Annotated in this window: 14 protein-coding genes; 6 read left to right on the top strand and 8 right to left on the bottom strand. The window is 42.6% G+C overall.

Annotated features, from left to right (window positions below; genetic code table 11):
• Positions 1-137: 137 nt before the first annotated feature.
• The gene (locus F0261_RS16010; protein WP_014978664.1) at positions 138-773 is read right to left on the bottom strand and encodes a response regulator transcription factor; all 636 of its coding nucleotides are present in this window, start codon (positions 771-773) and stop codon (positions 138-140) included.
• Between the two features lie 399 nt (positions 774-1172).
• Here F0261_RS16010 and F0261_RS16005 point away from each other — a divergent pair, with 399 nt between their 5' ends.
• Positions 1173-5774, top strand: coding sequence for an EAL domain-containing protein (locus tag F0261_RS16005; protein ID WP_171338428.1), 4602 nt, complete (start codon positions 1173-1175; stop codon positions 5772-5774).
• A gap of 42 nt (positions 5775-5816) precedes the next feature.
• Here the strand turns inward: F0261_RS16005 and F0261_RS16000 are convergent, their stop codons facing one another.
• Positions 5817-7073, bottom strand: coding sequence for a DUF2891 family protein (locus F0261_RS16000; RefSeq protein WP_171338438.1), 1257 nt, complete (start codon positions 7071-7073; stop codon positions 5817-5819).
• A gap of 36 nt (positions 7074-7109) precedes the next feature.
• The gene (locus F0261_RS15995; RefSeq protein ID WP_171338427.1) at positions 7110-8159 is read right to left on the bottom strand and encodes a PLP-dependent cysteine synthase family protein; all 1050 of its coding nucleotides are present in this window, start codon (positions 8157-8159) and stop codon (positions 7110-7112) included.
• Between the two features lie 302 nt (positions 8160-8461).
• Between F0261_RS15995 and F0261_RS15990 the strand changes: the two genes are divergently transcribed.
• Both F0261_RS15990 and F0261_RS15985 read left to right on the top strand, forming a co-directional pair.
• Positions 8462-9676, top strand: a complete 1215-nt coding sequence (locus F0261_RS15990) for an endonuclease/exonuclease/phosphatase family protein (protein WP_171338426.1) — start codon at positions 8462-8464, stop codon at positions 9674-9676.
• 102 nt (positions 9677-9778) lie between these two features.
• A complete protein-coding gene (locus F0261_RS15985) occupies positions 9779-12637 on the top strand; it encodes a ligand-binding sensor domain-containing diguanylate cyclase (RefSeq protein ID WP_216600842.1) in 2859 nt (952 codons plus the stop codon).
• Between the two features lie 61 nt (positions 12638-12698).
• Here F0261_RS15985 and F0261_RS15980 read toward each other — a convergent pair whose 3' ends face one another.
• Positions 12699-13577: a DUF417 family protein gene (locus F0261_RS15980; RefSeq protein WP_171338425.1), complete on the bottom strand. Its 879-nt coding sequence runs from the start codon at positions 13575-13577 to the stop codon at positions 12699-12701.
• Positions 13578-13840: 263 nt separating this feature from the next.
• Here F0261_RS15980 and F0261_RS15975 point away from each other — a divergent pair, with 263 nt between their 5' ends.
• Positions 13841-14299, top strand: coding sequence for a hypothetical protein (locus tag F0261_RS15975; RefSeq protein WP_014978671.1), 459 nt, complete (start codon positions 13841-13843; stop codon positions 14297-14299).
• Between the two features lie 69 nt (positions 14300-14368).
• Here F0261_RS15975 and F0261_RS20010 read toward each other — a convergent pair whose 3' ends face one another.
• Positions 14369-14542, bottom strand: coding sequence for a hypothetical protein (locus tag F0261_RS20010; RefSeq protein WP_253819439.1), 174 nt, complete (start codon positions 14540-14542; stop codon positions 14369-14371).
• Between the two features lie 15 nt (positions 14543-14557).
• Entirely contained in the window at positions 14558-14740 is a 183-nt protein-coding gene (locus tag F0261_RS20005; protein ID WP_253819438.1) for a hypothetical protein, read from the bottom strand.
• 326 nt (positions 14741-15066) lie between these two features.
• Between F0261_RS20005 and F0261_RS20250 the strand changes: the two genes are divergently transcribed.
• Both F0261_RS20250 and F0261_RS15960 read left to right on the top strand, forming a co-directional pair.
• On the top strand, positions 15067-16932 hold the full coding sequence (locus F0261_RS20250) for a GGDEF domain-containing protein (RefSeq protein ID WP_157187986.1): 1866 nt from the start codon (positions 15067-15069) through the stop codon (positions 16930-16932).
• Positions 16933-17011: 79 nt separating this feature from the next.
• Entirely contained in the window at positions 17012-17470 is a 459-nt protein-coding gene (locus F0261_RS15960; RefSeq protein WP_232306465.1) for a DUF2177 family protein, read from the top strand.
• On the opposite strand, the gene F0261_RS15955 is transcribed toward F0261_RS15960, so the two are convergent.
• Both F0261_RS15955 and F0261_RS15950 read right to left on the bottom strand, forming a co-directional pair.
• Positions 17448-18602 (bottom strand): acyl-CoA desaturase, encoded by a 1155-nt coding sequence (locus tag F0261_RS15955; RefSeq protein WP_014978675.1) that lies wholly within the window; start codon positions 18600-18602, stop codon positions 17448-17450. The genes F0261_RS15960 and F0261_RS15955 overlap by 23 nt on opposite strands.
• On the bottom strand, positions 18599-19657 hold the full coding sequence (locus tag F0261_RS15950) for a flavin reductase family protein (protein ID WP_253819437.1): 1059 nt from the start codon (positions 19655-19657) through the stop codon (positions 18599-18601). Before F0261_RS15950 ends, F0261_RS15955 begins: the two co-directional genes overlap by 4 nt.
• Positions 19658-19728 lie beyond the last annotated feature (71 nt).

The raw sequence follows: 19728 nt of genomic DNA, 5'->3' as shown, positions 1-19728 counted from the left end.
ATTGAAGTGTAATGAAAACGCTAATATGTTGATTTACATGATATATCTTTATCATGAGACAAAGTCAGTACCAAAGGGGTATAAAAAAGATACGAAAGTACAGGGAAGTTTTCCCGACCTTGTTTAGTGGCGCTTGTTTAGCTGGCAATTTTGATATAACCCTGCTTTATGGCAAGGTGAACAAACTCGGCATTTGTCTGTAGCTCAAGTTTTCGCTTGAGCTGGGTGATAACGTTTGAGACCGTCTTTTCAGAAATATTGAGGCTTTCAGCGACCTGTTTTCGGCAAAGCCCGTTCGCTATACCAAGGAATATATCCAACTCTCTTTGTGTCAGATCTGTTAAGTTGCCTCCGGAATGTGACAGGTTAAATGTAGCGAGCTCAATGGCAGTATTGTGTTCTAAATAACGGCGGCCTTTAATGATAGATGTCACCGCGCTTATCAGTACATCAGGTTCACTTTGTTTACTAACATAGCCCATTGCCCCTAGTTTCATAGCTCTATCGATGATGGAAATATCATCGAACATGCTGAACATAAGTACTTTTGCGTGCTCCCAGCGCTGAACAATATATTCCGCTAGCGTGAGCCCGCTGGTGGTTCCTAAATTAATGTCTAAAATAATGAGGTCGAAGTGGTTGGTACGAAGTGCATTTGTGGCTTGCTGCGCATTTTTTGCATTGGTGACGACAGCGCCCTCGAGTACCGAAGATAACAGCGTAGAAAAGCCTTCTCTCACTATTGCGTGATCATCAACAAGTAAAATTTCCATAGCTGCGCTTTATTTATATCACCATAGAATGAGCATGCCACGGTAGGCGAGTGAGACGAATAGCACTTTAGTGCTCATTCATCTCACACTTTAGTAGGATATAAGTTAATTCAAACCGCCCTGTGATTCTAAGTAGCTGTCAAAGCTGCCAAGCCAATGGTTTAAACACCTACAAACGTCGCTCACTTTTTTCTGCGAAAATAAAACGCTAGAATAATAGTCATTTCACTATGTTTTGTTTGATTGTTCGCTAATGAGTAAGCTTGTTTAATTCTATGACCTAATATCAAATGGTCGTTGCTAGAATCGACAGTCACTTAGTCGCCTACCTAAAGTACAATTGCCATTCACGTGTTTTGAACTACTATTCGAACATACTTTCTAGGTTCTCATTTACTGATGTTAGCGCAGACCCGAATAATTTCATTTTTTACCGCTCACTTATCGCTGGTGACGTTGATTTTTTTTGCTTTGTTTGTTTCCTCCACGATTGCAAAAACACTCGTAACTACACCTACCTTTAGCGCACTTTCTACTGAGAATGGCTTAAGTCAAAATACTGTCAACGATATGCTTATCGATAAAGAGGGCCTACTATGGATAGCCACAGAAGCTGGCTTAAACAGATTCGATGGGAACCAAAACAAGCAATATGTCGGGCAAGACAATGAGTTTGCTGATGATGGAATTTACTCGTTGTTCGAAGACCAAAGGGGTGATTTATGGGTGAGTACTTACAGTAGTGGTATTTATCGCATCGATCGACAAACCGGCAAGTCGAAAAGATTGATTAATGTTCCTTACAAAGAGCAACCTTCGTGGTACCAATATGCTTCCCACTTTATCTCTGCGCCTGGAAACATCATATATGTCGCCCTTGACCATCTAATCATCAAACTTGATTTAGTCACAGAGAAAAAAGAAACCGTTTTTGACCTTCTTTCCTCTAATAGTGAGCTTTCAAATGACGATGTTATCCGTTACACCTATTTAACCCGTGACGTTTTATTCGTTGCCACTTCTGTAGGGCTTTATGCTAAAAACCTACAAACAGGCGATATCAAGAAAATTGATCATGTTAGTTCAGAGAGTGCCAATGTAAACAATATTAATACCAAGATTATCTTGGTTGATGAACATCAGAGGTTTTGGCTGGGCACGGTTGAAGGCCTCTATCAATTTGATTTCACTGGTTTAATAGACTTCGTAAAACACGACGGCGATATGCCAACCGCAAGACAAGTCGTAAAATCTTTGAATATATGGGATCTCGAACTAATAGAAAACACCCTTTATTACATGCCCACAGACCAAGGGTTATATACCATTGACTTGTCGTCCAATGAGCTAACACATTTATTTAGACCATCAGACTCGCGTCTACAAATAACAGACGATGACTTGTACAAAGTGGCAATAACCTCTGACGAGCAGGTGTGGCTTTCTACTGGAACATCTGGGGTATTGCTATGGGCACCTCAGTCTACTCTATTTAAAAACGTCATAGGCGATGGAAAAAGCAGTGACAAGTTAAGTAATAATATTGTTTATAGTTTATATGAGACCGATGATGAAAACTTATGGATAGGGACTAACAATGGTCTAAACCTGTATCACGCAGATACGGGGAAAGTAGAACAGTTTTTAGTGACCGACGATGATAAAGCCGTTATTTCTTCGGGCTCTATATTTACGATAAGGCCTGCCGAAAAAGACAGGGTTTGGTTGCTCACTTACGGTGGTATCGTAAAGTTTGATACAGAAAATAAACGCCCAGTACCTTACCCTTTAGGTAGTGAGCAAGACAAACTATTAAATTCAGACAAGGCATACGACCTAATTCGTACATCAAAAGAAAATTATATTGTTGCTTCAGATGGCAAATTTTGGAATTTTGATGACAGGAAAGGACAAGTAACTTTTTCCGAGACACTTTCTTTAAACTTGGAATATGACCAGTTTTATACGTTTCTTCCTGATCATGTGAAGCAGGATAATTCAATACTACTGTCTATGATTGGGGAACTATGGCGTTATGACACATCAAGCGGAAGTCTAGAGAAACTGCACCAAGCAAGAAAGTCTCAATCGGAATATGCTATCCATCCTACCGACACTATTTTGGATGACAACGGAATCCTCTGGATTACTTATCCTGGTCATGGTTTATATGGAATCGATGCAAAAACCAATGAGCAGAAATACTTTTTTGACACGAGTAACTTATTGCCGACTAACCTCGTTGTTAGTCTAGAGAAAGATCAAAATGGAGATATCTGGATTGGGAGCCACCAAGGCATCCTCAAGCTCGATCCTAAGGCCATTAAATTATCGCAATATAGCGCTACAGAAGGTTTGTCCACTAGTGAGTTCAGCTGGGGGGCAAAAGTAGGTTTGAGCGATGGAAAAATAGCATTCGGTTCACAAAAAGGTTTCACTATTTTGCAACCAGAGCGCTTTAATGACCAAGACAATGTGGCAACCTCAACATTTATTACTGATGCAAGCTTGCTCAGTCAGCCATTAGAGCTTGGTATTGGCAGCATTAATGACCGTTCATTATTACTAAAATATGACGATGTTGGGCTGACTATTCACTATTCCGATATGCGTTTTAAGAAGACATCGGTTTCCTACTATCAATATGAATTAAAGGGAGATGTTTCGGTTGTATACCCCCATACAAAGTCTACCGAAGTCACATTCCCTCAGCTAGAGCCAGGTGAATACGAATTTAGTGTAAGTCGAATTGACCCCGTAAGTAACGTTTATGGGCCGCGCGCAAATTTGAAAATCAAGGTGGCATATCCAATTTATGCATCGCCTTTGGCGTATTCTATTTATTTTCTTGTTTTCCTTGTGTCGACCTTAGTTATCTACACACGACGCAAGAAAAACAGCGAAGCACTTCGCGCTGCACATTCAGAGGCTCTAAAGCATAAAAACAGATTGTCTATGGCGCTAACTGCGAGCAATACCAAAGTTTGGGCATGGTATGAGGACTCAGACAAAATTACTCAAGAGCGTATTGTGGATGACCTAGGTTACTCAGAAACGGGAACAAGATTGTCGTTCAGAGAGCATATATCTCTCGTTCATAAACACGATATTACTGCGTTCTTAGAACAATGGGAGAAAGCGGTCAGCGGACAGTCTAAGGGTATTGATATCAGCTATCGAATGAAAGCGAAAGACGGTCATTATGAGTGGTTCAGAGATGTAGGCTCTTTAGTTTTCAACAATCAAATAGATAGCAGTAAAAGGTTAGTCGGTACTTATTCCAATATAACTGAGTCGGTGAATGCTGAATTCAAAGCGCGACTATTCGGTGAAGCATTTCAGTATACTCGAGACTGGGTTGTCATTTTCGATAACAATTTTCAGGCTATCGTTGTCAATCAATCTTTCAAAGACGCGCTTGGCATTAACAAAGACGCAAACCTAATAGAAGAGCTCGACCAGTTATATCGTGGCCAGAAACAGCAGCTCGAAGAAGCGTATACGGAGATGCGTAAGCTCGGTCCTAATGAACACTGGAGTGGCGAGGCTTATATAAACAGTTTCACAAACCAGCGTTACGCGGTAAGTATAAGAGTGACCGCAGTTTCGAGTGAGCGTAATGGGCAAGAGATTGATCGCTACTTAGTGATACTGTCGGATATAACGCAGCAAAAAGACGCACAGAACGCGCTTGTTCAGTTAGCAAACTACGACAATTTAACAGGTCTACCTAATCGCACTCTTCTGCTTGACCGCCTTCAGCACGCTTTTTATCAAGCCGCACCACAACAAAACAGAATAGGGTTATTCTTCATTGATCTAGACCGTTTTAAACAAGTAAACGATAGCCTTGGACACGAGGCAGGTGATGAACTTCTTGTAACGGTTAGCAAACGCCTTGAAAATTTAATCAGAAAGTCTGACACAGTAGCGAGACTTGGCGGTGATGAGTTTGTCGTTCTTCTTGAAGGTGTTGGTAATGTGCAGGACCTTGGCCATATTGCTAATGATATTATACAAGCATTGGGTCAACCTATTACGCTCTCCAACCAAGAGGTGAGCGTATCGGCGAGTATTGGTATTTCACTTTATCCAGATGATGCGCAACTTCCAGCAGAATTACTAAAGAATGCCGATATTGCCATGTACCATGCTAAAGAAGCCGGCAGCAATAATTTTCAGTTTTTTACCGAGCACATGAATGAGCAGGCGCGTTCAAAACTTCAATTAGAAAATAAATTGAAACATGCCTGCTTCAATAAATCTTTTTCAAACTACTATCAGCCTATTGTGTGTTGTGCGACAGGTACTATTGAAGGCTTTGAAGTATTGATGAGATGGAAAGACGGTGAAGAAATGATCTCACCCGATATTTTCATTCCAGTTGCGGAAAACATCGGCATGATAGCCGAAATGACGACGCAACTTATTGAGCGAGCTTTACCTGTTCATAAGCAACTGTACGCAGATAATAGCCGCGCTTACTTATCGATTAATTTAAGCGCAAAACACCTCATAAATGAGTATTCGTTAAGGGATATAGTGGCGCTGTTGCAATCAAATGGTGTTCCACCAGAAAACATTCGATTTGAAATTACAGAGAGCGCATTGATGGAAGATTATGACAGTGCCATGCATGTCATAGGAGCGCTAAAATCTAAAGGGTTTATCATAGCACTGGACGATTTTGGTACGGGTTATTCGTCATTGAAATATCTTAAGGATTTCCCGATTGACGTACTTAAAATAGATAAAAGCTTTGTTCAGGGTATTGGTCTTAATAGCGGCAATGAAGCAATTATTCTGGCGACATTACGTATGGCGGAAAGTCTCAACATCGAATGTGTGGCAGAGGGGATTGAGACCTTAGAGCAGGTTGAATTCTTTCAGCAAAATGGCTGTAGGTATTTGCAGGGTTTTTATTTCTCTAAACCTGTTGCCGCTGACAAGCTATCAGGCCTAATAAACGCAATGAATACGAATGGCAAGTCGCTAAACTAATAGCGACTTGCTAGCGCCGCGCTACATGTATACTCAGGTGTTTTATTTCAATCCGCGCTGAGTTTCTAAGTAGCTGGCAAAGCTGCCAAGCCAGTGGCTGCCCATATAGTGCATTTCACCAAAGACAGCGTTCAGTCCCGCCTCACGATGTGCACTTAATGCTTTCTTCAGTACAGGTAAGCGTTTGTCACCTTCAGGCAAAGCTTGCATTATGCCTTCTATCATCCACGCTCGGCTGATGTTAAGCCCGTCTAAGTGAGCGAGTTTACCATCTGTTTTGTCAGTCACTGTAGCGGGAGCGAGCCAATTTGATGTTTTTGCCGTGAGGCCGGGAAATAACGCTGAAAGCCATTGGCTATAGTCCTTTTTAGACATTACTCGGCGCATTAAGTCAGCTTCGGCCAAACATGGTGATAGGAAATCTTGACCAGAGGGTTCGTAAGCAAGAGGACATTGTTTATCTGCCAGATAATATTCTTTCACTCTAGATGTTAACAGTGCTTCAAATTCCTTGTTCCCTGCAGTTTTCGCCCAATCTAACATCAATCCAAAAGCAAAGGCGGTTTGGCTGTGTTCACCTGTTCGGATTGGGTAAGCTAATTTGGGTAACCATGCGCTTATTCTGGCGACAATTTCGTCCTCGAGAGGAAGCAACGTATTTAGCCATCTCTTTGCTTCAGGAAGGGAAGATTGACGCAGTTCAGCGGTTAGCTGCAAGAACCAAGCAAGACCATAGGGGCGTTCAAATGAGGCATTGTTTTCACGCTTAAGGCTCGTCAATTCACCTTGGATATTTTTAGGCGTAAAGCTGATGTTGAGCTTTTCAATGATATCATCCTTATCCACTGCATCTTGCGCAGTGTTTAACATTCTTACTAAAAGCCAATGGCCATGAACCGACGAGTGCCAGTCTAAACATCCATAAAAAGCTGGGTAGAGTTGACTTGGTGCCTTAACGTCATCGCCATTATTCATCATGTGTTTCACTACATTTGGAAACTCTTGATGAATACAATGAAGCGCGAGGTTAGCGAAAACGCTTTCGTAATTGTTGTTAGGAACGCCAGCGTTGGCGGTCGCGTTTGCGGCTTGGTTGATACTAGTGCTGCTTGTGTTCGCAGTTTCAACAGTCGACGTACCGCTAGCAGAGGCAGGGTGTACAGCAAACGCTGTGACGAACGCAACCGTACAGCTAACAACGTTTTTTATTTTGATCATAATTTTGTGCGCTTTATCAATGAGAAGTATATCGCCAATGTATAGAGATAAACGCTTTGAATAAAGTGCTGCGCGATATATAACGCTCAAGCACTTTAAACAGCAGAAACAGGCTATTTAAGCAGGGGCTCCGATGGCCTCTAGTTTGGTGGTGTATCCATCGAATGAGCCAATGGTCTTTTCTACCCAACCAGCATTATAGTAAGTTTCACCATACCGCTCTCCGCTGTCGCACATAAGCGTTACGATCGAGCCCATTTCTCCTCGCTGCTTCATTTGTTCAGCAATACTTAATGCGCCCCATAGGTTTGTGCCGGTAGACGGGCCGGCTTTAATTCCCATGGTGTTGTTTAACCAATGCATGGTTGCAATACTGGCGGCATCGGGAACGGCAATCATGTCATCTATAACGTCATGTTGAAAAGAGGCTTCCACTTTAGGGCGTCCTATCCCTTCTATGCGGCTTCCACGGGTAGCAGTAAGTGTATGATCGTTGTTTTTGAAGCTATCAAAAAACACACTGAATTCTGGATCTACCACGACAAGTTGAGAAGAGAGACCTTTGTAGCGAATGTAGCGCCCTATGGTGGCTGATGTTCCACCTGTACCTGCACTCATAACCACGGTGTGTGGAATAGGATGGGGCTCGGCTTTCATTTGCTCAAAGATACTCTCAGCAATATTGTTATTGCCACGCCAGTCTGTAGCGCGCTCTGCGAAAAGGAACTGATCCATAAAATAGCCATTGAGCTCGTGAGCTACCTTAGTTGCTTCGCTGTGCATTTGCGTAGGGCAATCTACAAAGTGACACTGCCCGCCATATCGCTCAATAAGCGCGATTTTACTTTGGGCGGTAGATTTAGGCATAACCGCAACAAACGGAACGCCAATCATTTTAGCAAAATAAGCTTCAGACACCGCTGTACTGCCTGACGAGGCTTCAACCACAGTAGTTCCTTCTACAATTTTTCCATTACAAAGGGCGTACAGAAAAAGGGACCGGGCTAGACGGTGCTTTAGGCTGCCTGTTGGATGGGTGCTTTCATCTTTAAGGTAGATATCAATATCTTTAAAGGCTATCTGCTCTAATTTGATTAAGTGCGTATCAGCCGAACGTTGATAATCTGCATTGATAATATTGATCGCTTTTGAAACCCAGCTTTTCATAACTTTCTCTCATTCACCCAAAATGCGAAACGTTAAGCGTAGTTCGCTTGACGCTAGCTGTATAAAACAAAATTAGAATATCAGTTTAGAACGAGTATTTGATTCTATTATTTTAGTATTAGTGCTTTATAGTAAAAAATATTTCTTTCATAGGTCTCATTTATGAAAATAAATTCCGTTTTCATGTAAGAGCGAGAGCATGTTTGTCTTGTTGATACAACGGTCTTTAATAAAACAAAAAAGTTCAGATAAGCCGCTAAAGTTGCTATCTTTGCATTTCGCTTTTACTTACAGGTAACAACATGAAAAATAGGGCGCTTCTCTGTGCAATAGCTTTTTTATCCGCATTATTCGTATCTACGCTGGCTAGCTCGCAAGAAGAGCAAATGCTTAAAATCGCAACGTTTAATGTAAGTATGGAAGCCACTAACTACAAAGCGTTGGGTATGAAGCCAAGCGATCAGGTACTTCAACACGTTCTTTCAACGGGTGAGCATAGCCAAGTTAAAAACATTGCTGAAATTATTCAACGCGTTAACCCCGATATCTTAATGTTGAACGAATTTGACTACATTGCAGATAAGCGGAAAGGGGTAGAAGCATTTGTTAAGAACTACCTGAATGTTTCACAAGGCGGCCTTGAGCCTGTGGATTACCCATATACGTATGTGGCCACAGTTAACACAGGGGAGCCCACGACATTCGACTTAGATAACAATGGCAAAGCAGAAGGTTTTGGTGGCGATGCATATGGCTTTGGGCTTTATCCCGGGCAATATGGCATGGCGCTTTTGTCAAAATACCCTATTGATGTTGATGGTATTCGCACCTTTCAGACGTTTAAATGGCATCACATGCCTCATCCACAGGTTCCAATTATTCCCGATGAGAGCGGAAGTACTGATAAGGGCAAGCCATGGTACGACGTAGAAGAGTGGGCCGCGCTAAGGTTGAGTTCTAAGTCTCACTGGGATGTGCCGGTGAAAGTAGCGGGTAAAATCGTACACATACTTGCTATGCATCCAACACCACCTAATTTCGATGGAAGCGAGGATCGCAACGGCAAACGCAACTTTGACGAAATTAGGCTTATGGCAGATTATCTTTCTCCGGATAAAGGGGCCTACATTTACGATGATAATGGCGAGAAAGTCAGCCTGTCAGAGAACGCGCGTTTTGTACTTGTTGGTGATTTTAACGCGGCGGATATTGGAGATAAACATCGCGAGGGTGTTATTGAACAGTTGACCGAGCACCCGTTAGTTAATAATGACATCATTCCAACAAGCGCAGGTGGTGCAGGCGCGTCAAGTGCAGAGTTTAGTAACCGCTTTACTGCCTATTGGGGAGCCAGAGCTGACTATGTTTTGCCATCTCGATTTGGCTTCGATGTGAACGATGCTGGCGTTTTCTGGCCTGCAAAAACCAGTGACCTATATCGATTAGTTAAAGACCGCGAAGCCAGCTCAGATCACAGGTTAGTCTGGATTAACTTGTCGTTGACCGAAGATAACTAAAAACCACAATTTTTGTGTTAGTTAATAGATAGAGGTATTATTACATCGTCTATCTAATAATGTACCGAGAAGCCATTGAAGTTTGTGTCTCTCACTTTTGTGATGTGTTTGCTGTGGGTGATACCCATAGATGGCTTTTCGGCAGAGTCTTCTCAGCTCATGCCGCTCAACCGGTATTTCCCTCAATCGTGGGGAACGAAAGACGGGCTTCCTCACAATAGTATCCACGCATTAGCACAAACGTCCAATGGGTATCTATGGGCGGGTACTTGGGAAGGTGTTGCTCGGTTTAATGGTCAGCAGTTCACTGTATTTACCCGCGGCGCGCAAACAGGATTACCAGACTCCGGCATTCGAAGTTTGTATTACAACAAGCCCCGCGACGAGCTACTTGTGGCAGGAAACCGAGGCGGTGTAACGTCGCTTATCGCAGAGCAGTGGCATGCTCAAGCACCTCTGTCTTCAATGGTTAATCATGCATTCAGAGACAGTAATAACGTGTTGTGGTTTGCGCTGGAAGACACGGGAGTTGCAATGAGAACGCCTGACGGCACTCAAGAAGAGTTCATTGTAAATTCGAGTGCTTACCGCATAATCGAAGACGGATTTGGAGTAATCTGGTTTGCAACAAACCAAGGGTTATTCAAATACATAAACGATAAATTTCAGCTAGCTGTACCCAACCATAACATACTCTCTGGTCCATCATTTACTCTCGCTCTTGATAGCGAAAAACGTGTTTTAGTTGGCACAGAACACGGTGTTTGGCAGCAAAGAAACGGTACCTTCGCGCTACTTCACAGCTCACTTGCCGACAAATCAATTAGTAGTATTTTGCTTGATCATCAAAATAGCGTTTGGGTAGGCACCATCAATCATGGCCTTTATCGTCTGAGTGACTTAGGCCTAGAAAAATTGGATGCGACAGCAGGTCTTCCCAATAACCGCGTTTTTTCACTGCTTGAAGATTTGGAAAAAAATATCTGGATTGGCACTAATGGTGGTTTGTTTAGGCTGCGTCGTGCTCTATTTACCACATTCTCGCAAAGCCAAGGAATGAGAGGAGACTTTTTGCGAACTGTTTTGCAAACGTCTGATGGCAAACTTTTAGCAGGTGGAAGTGCTGGATTAGATATATTTTCCAATGATGCGTTTTCCAGCGCATCGCTCACTACGGGTGAAGCTTTTTCTGTACTCAGTTTGGCAGCGGTAACTGAAGAGGTAACGTTAGTTGGCACCTATACAAAAGGTGTGCTGCGATATGAAAATGACCAACTTACTCCTTACCTCAATAGACATTTAGGGTTACCGAGTAATGAAGTAAGGGCCATTCTTTTAGCGAGTGATAACAGTGTTTGGTATGCTACGGCGCAAGGTATAGTTCAACAAACGCCAGATGGAAAGCTAATCCATTTTAATGAACAAAATGGGTTACCTGCTCATTTTTCGATGGGCTTGGCAGAAGATCGTGAAGGACGAATCTGGATTGCTACAGGGATAGGGCTCGCCTATATCCAACAGGGTATTGTGCACACAGTGTCGTTTCCTGAACATTCAGATGCGCAGCACGCGTTCAGTTTTAGCGTTGTTGAAAAGGGAACTTGGATTACAACCGATCGAGGCCTTGCGTATTTTGACAATGCTACTCAGGCACTTAGTGTAATCGAAAAGTCGCAGGGGCTTCCCGTAGATAAACTGTTTTCAATTGGTATAGATCACAACAGCGGTGTATGGCTAAGTTCAAACCAAGGGGTCATTCTCACTTCACTATCAAGTCTTAAGGAGTGTCTGACACATCCAAGTGCATTATTGGAATTTGAGCATTTTAAGGAAGAAAATGGCCTGGCGAGTATTCAAATCAATGGTGGGTCACAGCCATCTCAGTTTGTCGATGTAGACGGAAATGTTTGGCTTCCTACTGCGAAAGGGCTCGCCACAGTAACGCCTGCAAACCTTGCCATGTTGAGTGAATTCCCTATTCCGGTAAGTATAGAGGCGGTACTACTGGACGGTGCTGACCAGCAATTTGATACGGATAAAAGGGAAGTAGACGTAACGCCGTTAACCACGCGAGTTGCGTTTCAGTATGCAGGCTTGGGATTCGCTATGCCTTCGCGTATAGAGTATCAGGCTATGTTAGTAGGATATGACCAAGATTGGGTTAACCGTCATCAACTTAGAATGACTGAATACACTAATTTAGCACCTGGTCGTTATCAGTTTAAAGTACGTGCTCGTTATATTGGTGGTCCCTGGCAAGAGATTACGTCACCATTTTCTATTCGCGTGCTACCCAGTATTTATCAGACATTTGCTTTTAAATTCTCGGTTTTTGTTTTCTTCTGTTTTGTTATCTATGCACTTTATAAAGTACGTTTTCATCACTTGAAAAAATCTGAAATGATTTTAAAACAAAGGGTCGATGAACAAACCAGATCACTAGAATTACAAACCAAGCGGTTCGAGTTCCAAGCAACTCATGATGATCTAACGGGTATTGCAAATAGACGAGCATTCGACCTCTGGCTTGTACAATATTTTGAAGAGGCTAAAGCGAAACAATCTCCTCTATGTCTTGCCGTTATCGATATCGACCATTTCAAACAGGTAAATGATCAGTACTCTCACTTAGTAGGAGATAAAGTCATTACTGAGGTGGCCCGTATATTAAATCGCGAAGTTCCGCATTATGCTAAATGTGCAAGGTGGGGCGGCGAAGAGTTTACTGTGTTGTTACCCGAATATGACTTGATAAATGCAAGGGTAGCTATGGATCATGTTCGAAAAATCGTGGCAGCACATGATTTCAGTTTTATAGCTCAAACGCTGAAAGTCACAATCAGTATTGGTGTAGCAAGTGCAGATGGCGCGAGAGATCACGACAGAATGTTAACCCATGCCGACCAAGCACTTTACACTGCAAAAGAAAATGGCCGCAACCAAGTGACCATTTTCGAATAAACGATAAGTGAGGTAGTGGTTAATTACTACAACATCTTTAACTTGACTTTGCCGTAAAGCCTTACTGTGGCGATTGGCCCAACTGCGCTTCTTCGCGTTCTCGTGAAACTGCCTCGAACAGCGTAAAGTAAGCCACCACAGCAAGATTAGCGACAAACCAAAGGTCTTTAATAACGAACTGACCTAGGCGGTTGACGATAGTCGTGCTGTTAAAGGTATCCGGTACAGTAAACAAAAACGTTTGTGTCATCAGAAAAACCGATAAACAAGCCAGTCCGCTCGCAATGATCATCGGCTTGTTTTTAGTAAAGATGCCCGCACCCAATAGCAGTGCAAAGAGGACATCAAACCCACCAATTACATTCGATGCCCCCTGTACGCTAAACACAACATATAGCCGCGACATAAACGGCGATGTTTCAACTAGCCCCACAATCGCATTTGCTTCAAACTCGAAAAACTTCATGCCTCCTATCCATAATAAGACCATGGCTACAGGAGCAAAGTTAAGGTATGTCAGTTGCTTGTGCGAAAATTTTTCGCGATAAAACAAGAATAGGAAAAGCGGTAATACTGCGAAGTACTTAATGATGCCTTGACCGCTGCCAATAATCGGGAAGCCCCCTAAATCGGCCATCCATCTTGTTGGTGATAATAGTGTCAGCAATGGAATGGCAGTTACAAAAGTGGCATATAGTGTTACTGCTTTTGCTGAAACAAGGTTAAAACGTGCTGCAATGGTCATTAACGGTAGCAACAGCAACGCGATACCAGAAAAAGCACCAAGGGCACTCTCGCTCAACACAGTGTCTAACGAGTAGAAATTAAATGTAGCGATAAGTGCATTGGGGTTTGCACCAAGTAAAAATGTTAGGCCAAGAACTGCGAAGCTAAAAGTGAGCAATGCGGTGACCATGTTTTCGGTTCGGTTTAGTGTCATAAAGCGTCCGTAAATACTGCTAGTTTTGCGAAGTGTATGTAGAGACCCGTCGAGGTAGCACTAAAATTTCATAGGTTTGATAATTTATTAGGCATAGCGCAATAAGCAAATAAGGATTTATCGACAAAATAAGAACTTATCTAATAGCGGTTGTCATAAGTAGCAGCGGTCTTAAATAAATTAGGTCTTAAGTAGTGTAGGGCTTAAATGGTTTGGTTTTTAAATAGTAGTGGTTTAAAAAGTAAAATAAATTGAGAGAAAAAATGAAACAAGCAAGCAGTAGAGCACAGAAGCGTTTTAGGATCTGGTTAATAGCAGGCGTGTGTGCAGCCTTGTCTGCTTGTGGCGCTCAGCCCCCAGAACCTATTGATGAGCCAATTGCGAGTGTTGAAGACATCGAAAGATTAGAGCAAGTTGTTGATACCTCTTTGCCTTTGGTGCAGCAGGCCTATTCCATTGAGTCTGAAAAAGTATGCGATAAACACGGTGGTAACTGGAAGAAAGTAGGCCGACAGCAGGCGCATGCTTGTGTGCTACCAGCAAACGATGCTGGTAATGCGTGTAATGACAGCAGCGAGTGCGAAGTGGCTTGTGTTACGGAAAACAATAATATGGAAGCGGGAGAAAAGGCGCGCGGCGTGTGTTTAGAAAGTACGGACTTATTCGGCTGTAGAGCCTATGTGTCTAACGGGGTTGTGGAGCATACCTTGTGTGTTGACTAAGAGGTTGTTTAGCAAACGAACGTTGAATGAAGCGCGCGCCATCGGCAATGCGCTTCACAACAACGCGGGTTAATTAACGTTGGGGAACTCGATTTTGTCCAGTTCGCTCGCCGTTTCATTGCACTCACCTAATAGGTGAAGCCTATCTTCGGTTTGGTGTGTATCTATTTCTAGAAAGCCCGTTTGGCAGTAACCGGTCTCATCCAGTTTCTCATCAAGAGATGTATAGAGTTGCTCAGTCATTCTATCGCTGCTATGTTACGAGCCTTCGCGACTTTCCTGTCCTTGGCGACCGCCACGACCACTTCGTTCGCCTCCCTGACCACGGCCGCCTTTACCGCCACCTTTGGCACCGTCACGATGCTGCATTAACGGAATGCTAAACGCGAAGAGCTTGGTACCGTCTTGCTTGATCTTCGTTTCAAAAAATATTTCTTCCATGTCTAAAGGTGGTGGCCTATGAGCGCACGCACTGACAATCAAAGAGGTCGTTATTACTATTAGTGTTTTATTCATTTTATTTAACGCTTATTTGAACCACGTCACTTTGAGATTCGAACGCTTCTTTGGTTGCAATTTGCAGTGTAAGTTTTAGGTAAAGTATTTCCGACTTCTTTGACGTGTTTACTATTGAATGGATACCAAAGTTCAATGGCGATTTATAAATAAAAACCTACTTTTATTATAGAGAATATAAGAGTTAGCTAATGCCGTTGAATAAATTGAAGGTATTCATAATTTCAATACTTCCGTGTTTCGCACTTCATGTGAGTGAAGCGATTGCTCAAGATTTAACGAAACTAAGCCGCTACGATCAGGCAACGTATAGAGCGATAACCCTCTGGTCGAATAATAACGAACAATTGAATAATGAGTTAAGCGATCAAATTAAGTCGTCAGGTCTCCCTCAAGATGATTCCTCGCTGGGGCTTATCTTCAAACACGTTATCTGGGAAGGTTTTAACGGAGATAAAGTAGTTGAAAACTGGTTTAGCCGTCCAAGCAGGCTAATTGAAACGAATGATTGGGATGTCCTTAAAAGCCTAGATGCTGAACTCTATGCGGGAGTTCGCTCGTACTTTATTTATTCGAGTTCGGCTAAAAACGATGGACATGAACAACAAGCAACTCCAGCGATAGAAAAACTTAGACGCTTAAAATCTGAAATGCTCGAAGCCTCGAATAGTAGGGCTGTCGCTCTTGTAAGTGCATGGCTAGGCAATGAATTTCAATCAAAATCGCATATTGACGCATTAGTCGAATTTAAATATTCGTTTAATTATTTGAACGTTGAGAAAAAAGATTCGTTCAAAGCAATGCTAACTCAAAGAGAAATTGCAGCATATATAGCGAATATACTCATAGAGCTTCAGCTTTACTCTGAGGCCTTACAGTACGCAGATTATATTCTATCGATAGTGCCTGTAAGTGAGCGATATTCTGTAGACTATATTGCTTCAGTCCAAGCATTGACTCAATTAGGGCGCTTTTCGGAAGCTTTAGCAAAATCAGAATTGGCTGTTGAATTAGCAACAGAGCAGGACGATACAGATAATCTTATTGTCGCGTTAATACTTAATTTATCTGTATATACGCATTTTATGACTGAAGCCGAAGTCGATAAAATAAGAGGTTTAGCTGGGCGAATAGCGGCTGTCGTTGAAACAAGTACTAGCAGTAGCTCTTCGCCAATGATAGAGGCATATATTCAGACAGCTCTAACTCTAATTGAAGCATTAGATGGTAATGACCCTGTCAGGTTCTCTGAGGAGGTTGATACTCTTACTGAAAAATATGAGACTTGGTCAGCACAGCATCCCTCACCAACGGATATCAACCTGAGGCTTTATCAAAATCTCCAGAGAATTTATGAGGTAAAGGGAAATTACAAAAAAGCGTATCAATTCGCTACTAAATATCGGTCGCTAAAATTAGATAGAAACCAACTTATCTCATCTTCAAACACTAATCTCGGTAATGATTTTCTCTCAAAAGAAATTGAAATCACTGAACTTAGAAACATAAAAATTAATAGAGAAAAAGACCAATTGACCAACCAAGCTAATTTTCTAAAAAGTATATTGTTTGGAGGTTTAGCTATTATTCTAGGTTTCACCACGTTGTGGTACCGACGTCGACACAATATCGCTAAAGCCTTGGCAGACGTAGACTCTCTAACCGGTGCTTATACTAGAAGAGCTATCAACAGTTGGTTGACCTTTATCTCACCTGAACAGGTTAATTGTGCAGTCCTTTTAGATGTCGATCATTTTAAAAAAATTAACGACAACTATGGGCATAATTTGGGAGACGAAGTGCTCAAAACACTGAGTCAAATCATCATAAAACGCATACGTAAAATAGATCGCTTATGCCGGTATGGGGGAGAAGAATTTTTGTTGGTTATACAAGCTACAGATATCTCTGAGGCGAGCGCAATAATAAATGTTATTCGAAAAGAAGTAGAGGGCATTGAGTACTGGGGAGAACAGGAAGTACCATTTAACGTAAGCTTTTCTGCCGGTATTGTAACATTTAAAAGCACTGATAAGATTGAGTCAGTATTAGAGCGTGCCGATCATCTTTTATACGAGGCTAAAAGAACGGGAAGGGCAAAAACGTTAACAGAATAGCTCTGATAAAGGGGCATATGTTTGCGATCTACGCTTAGTTTAATAACCAAGAATAGAGTAAACTCATTAAGATCACTTTATGCTAACAGGGATAGGTTCCATGCTTTCCAACATCATTCGCTTTGTGAAAAACATCGTCGTGTCGTTAATTGCAATCTTTGTGTGTTTTGGTGTGCTCGACTTCTTGTGGCTTGGCGTTATTGCGGATGGCTGGTATCAAAGTGAAATGGCTCCTCTGCTTAGAAGTCAATTTATCACGTGGCCATGGGTGGTTTTTTACCTCATGTATGGATGTGTGGTGTTTGTACTTGCTGTGGTGGCGAACAGAGATAAGTCGTTACTTTATGCAGGGATCGATGGCGCGCTTCTAGGGTTGGCCAGTTATGGCGCCTACAATTTAACGGCGTACAGCATTATTGAAGGTTTTACTTTGTTTATCATGTTGATTGATTGGGTGTGGGGCACGTGCCTAACCAGCGCAAGCGCCATGGCCGGCTGGTTAGGGTTTCAACTGGTTAAGGGAAAGAGTAGCGAATAATGCGTTTTAACACGCTGGCGTATTGTTTTAAAAAGCCGCCAGTGTTGTAGTGCATGCCGTGTTCTTCGAATACGGCTTTTACCTTGGGCGCCATCTCTCGGTAGCGTCTGGCTGGGATATCTGGAAACAGGTGGTGCTCAATTTGAAAGCTTAAATGCCCAGTAAGCACGTGAAACAGGTTTCCGCCCTTTATGTTCGACGAGCCCAGCGCTTGTCGGTAGTACCATTGCCCTCGGGTTTCATTAACACAATCTTCTTGTTTAAACGTTTCCACGTCGCCAGTGAAATGGCCGCAAAAGATAATAGTAGATGTCCATAAATTGCGTAGCAAATTGGCGATAAGGTTGCCGGTAAATACCCATAAAAATAACGGCCCAGCTAACAAAGGAAATAGTACATAATCTTTTACTAACTGACGTGCGCCTTTACTAAAAAAGCGTTTCTTTAGTTCACTATGAGTAACCTGATTCTTACGGTTGTCTTTCTTCTTCCCAAAAAAGACCCGCTCAGCGGCCATTTCGTGATACGACACCCCCCACTGAAATAAAACACTAAGTACGATGTAAGTCGCAAACTGCCATAGGTTTTTTACACGCCATCCAAAATCGTTAGATAGGCGAAGCAAACCGTAGCCAAAGTCTCTGTCTTTCCCAATAATATTGGTATACGTGTGATGCTCATAATTGTGAACGCGATTCCAGCTCGAACCATCGCAGGCGATATCCCACTCATAGCCTTTCGAATTAATGTGTTTGTCGTTCATCCAATCGTACTGGCCGTGCATCACGTTGTGGCCTATTTCCATATTATCGAGAATTTTTGCTGTAGCTAAACTCAATACGCCGGCAACCCAGAGCAGCGGTTGAATGAACCCCAACATTAAAAGTATCCGTCCGCTCCACTCGCAAATTCGCTGAACAAGAATAATACGTCGGATATAGGCCGCATCTTCAGCACCCACTTTTCGTTTAATGTCAGCTTTAATTTCATCAAGCTGAGCGGCAAGTAACTCGTAGTTCGGTTTCTCTTTAGTGCTCGTTGACCGAATAGCTTTAGTTTCACTTATCGGAGAATGCGCTTGTTTGATGGCTTCTTCACGGTGTTGGTTGTCTATTGCAACGCTGGTGTTCATAGTTGAATCTCCAAATCAGTAGCGGCTTGTGATACACACAGCTGAATAAGTTGCTCTGCGCTATCTGAAAGCTCACCCGTGCGGGTATCTCTCACTACGCCCCGTTTCTTAACACATTGGCATTGATGACAAATTCCCATGCCACAGCCATAAGTCACAGGTTGTTCTGCTTGCTGAAGTTGTATAAGTAGGGTTTGCTGATTGTCGATAGCCAAAGATTGGCCATTGTGAACCAAAGAGAAGGTTTCGTTTTCGGTAAGGCTGGTGTTGCTCACCACAGGAAGCGCAGCGAAGTGCTCGCTCGAAACAGGTACGTTGCTCGTTTTTGCATAACTTTCAACTTGCTCGAACATGGCATGTGGACCACACACTAACCAGTGTGCATTGGCAAAGTTACACAAATGCGCTTCTACGTCTCCATCTTTTTGCTTGCTCAAAACATCATAGGTGAAGCTTTCACAGCGTTTGCTGAACGCTGATAATTCATTGAGCAATACATGCTCGCCTGGCTTAGCAAAATAAAGTAAGTGTACCGGTGTATGGTTTAGCTGCGCATTGTTGACGGCATCGGCAAGCATGGCAATGAAAGGAGTAATGCCTGAGCCACCCGCAATCATAAGAAGAGGCTTTTTAACCTTCGGCCAGATAAATTCCCCCATAGGGGCTGAGATATTTACCCATTGATTAGGCACACAAGAGTGAAGATAAGGTGTTAATGCGCCCTGAGCTTTAACCTTGGTTACAAGGCGAATCTGCTTTTCTTTTTGTCGGGTGTTAGCACCACTCGCTATGGTAAACACGCGAGTGGTGAGCCTGCCATTAATTTCTATGGTTAATGCGATATGCTGCCCTGCAATATGCGTAGGCCAAGAGCTCTCCGGTCTAAGTAAAACCTCCAGCATATCAGCGCTTAGTTTTTTTACTGCCACAACCTTGGCTCTGAAATACCCATCGCGCCACGCGGGTTTAATTTGCTGCATCAATACCTCCCAGTAGCCCTTCCAAGAGCCATGGTGGAGTATGCGATCAGTGAATTTATCGAGTAATAGTTTCAATGTAGAAATCACACCTGTATTTCGTCGGAATATCTTAAATACAAAAAGGATAAAAATGTTTTAGCTTACAC

It is taken from the genome of Alteromonas sp. 07-89-2, from assembly GCF_013113925.1.
Classification (GTDB): domain Bacteria; phylum Pseudomonadota; class Gammaproteobacteria; order Enterobacterales; family Alteromonadaceae; genus Alteromonas; species Alteromonas macleodii.
This window is presented reverse-complemented; position numbering and strand designations above follow the sequence as displayed.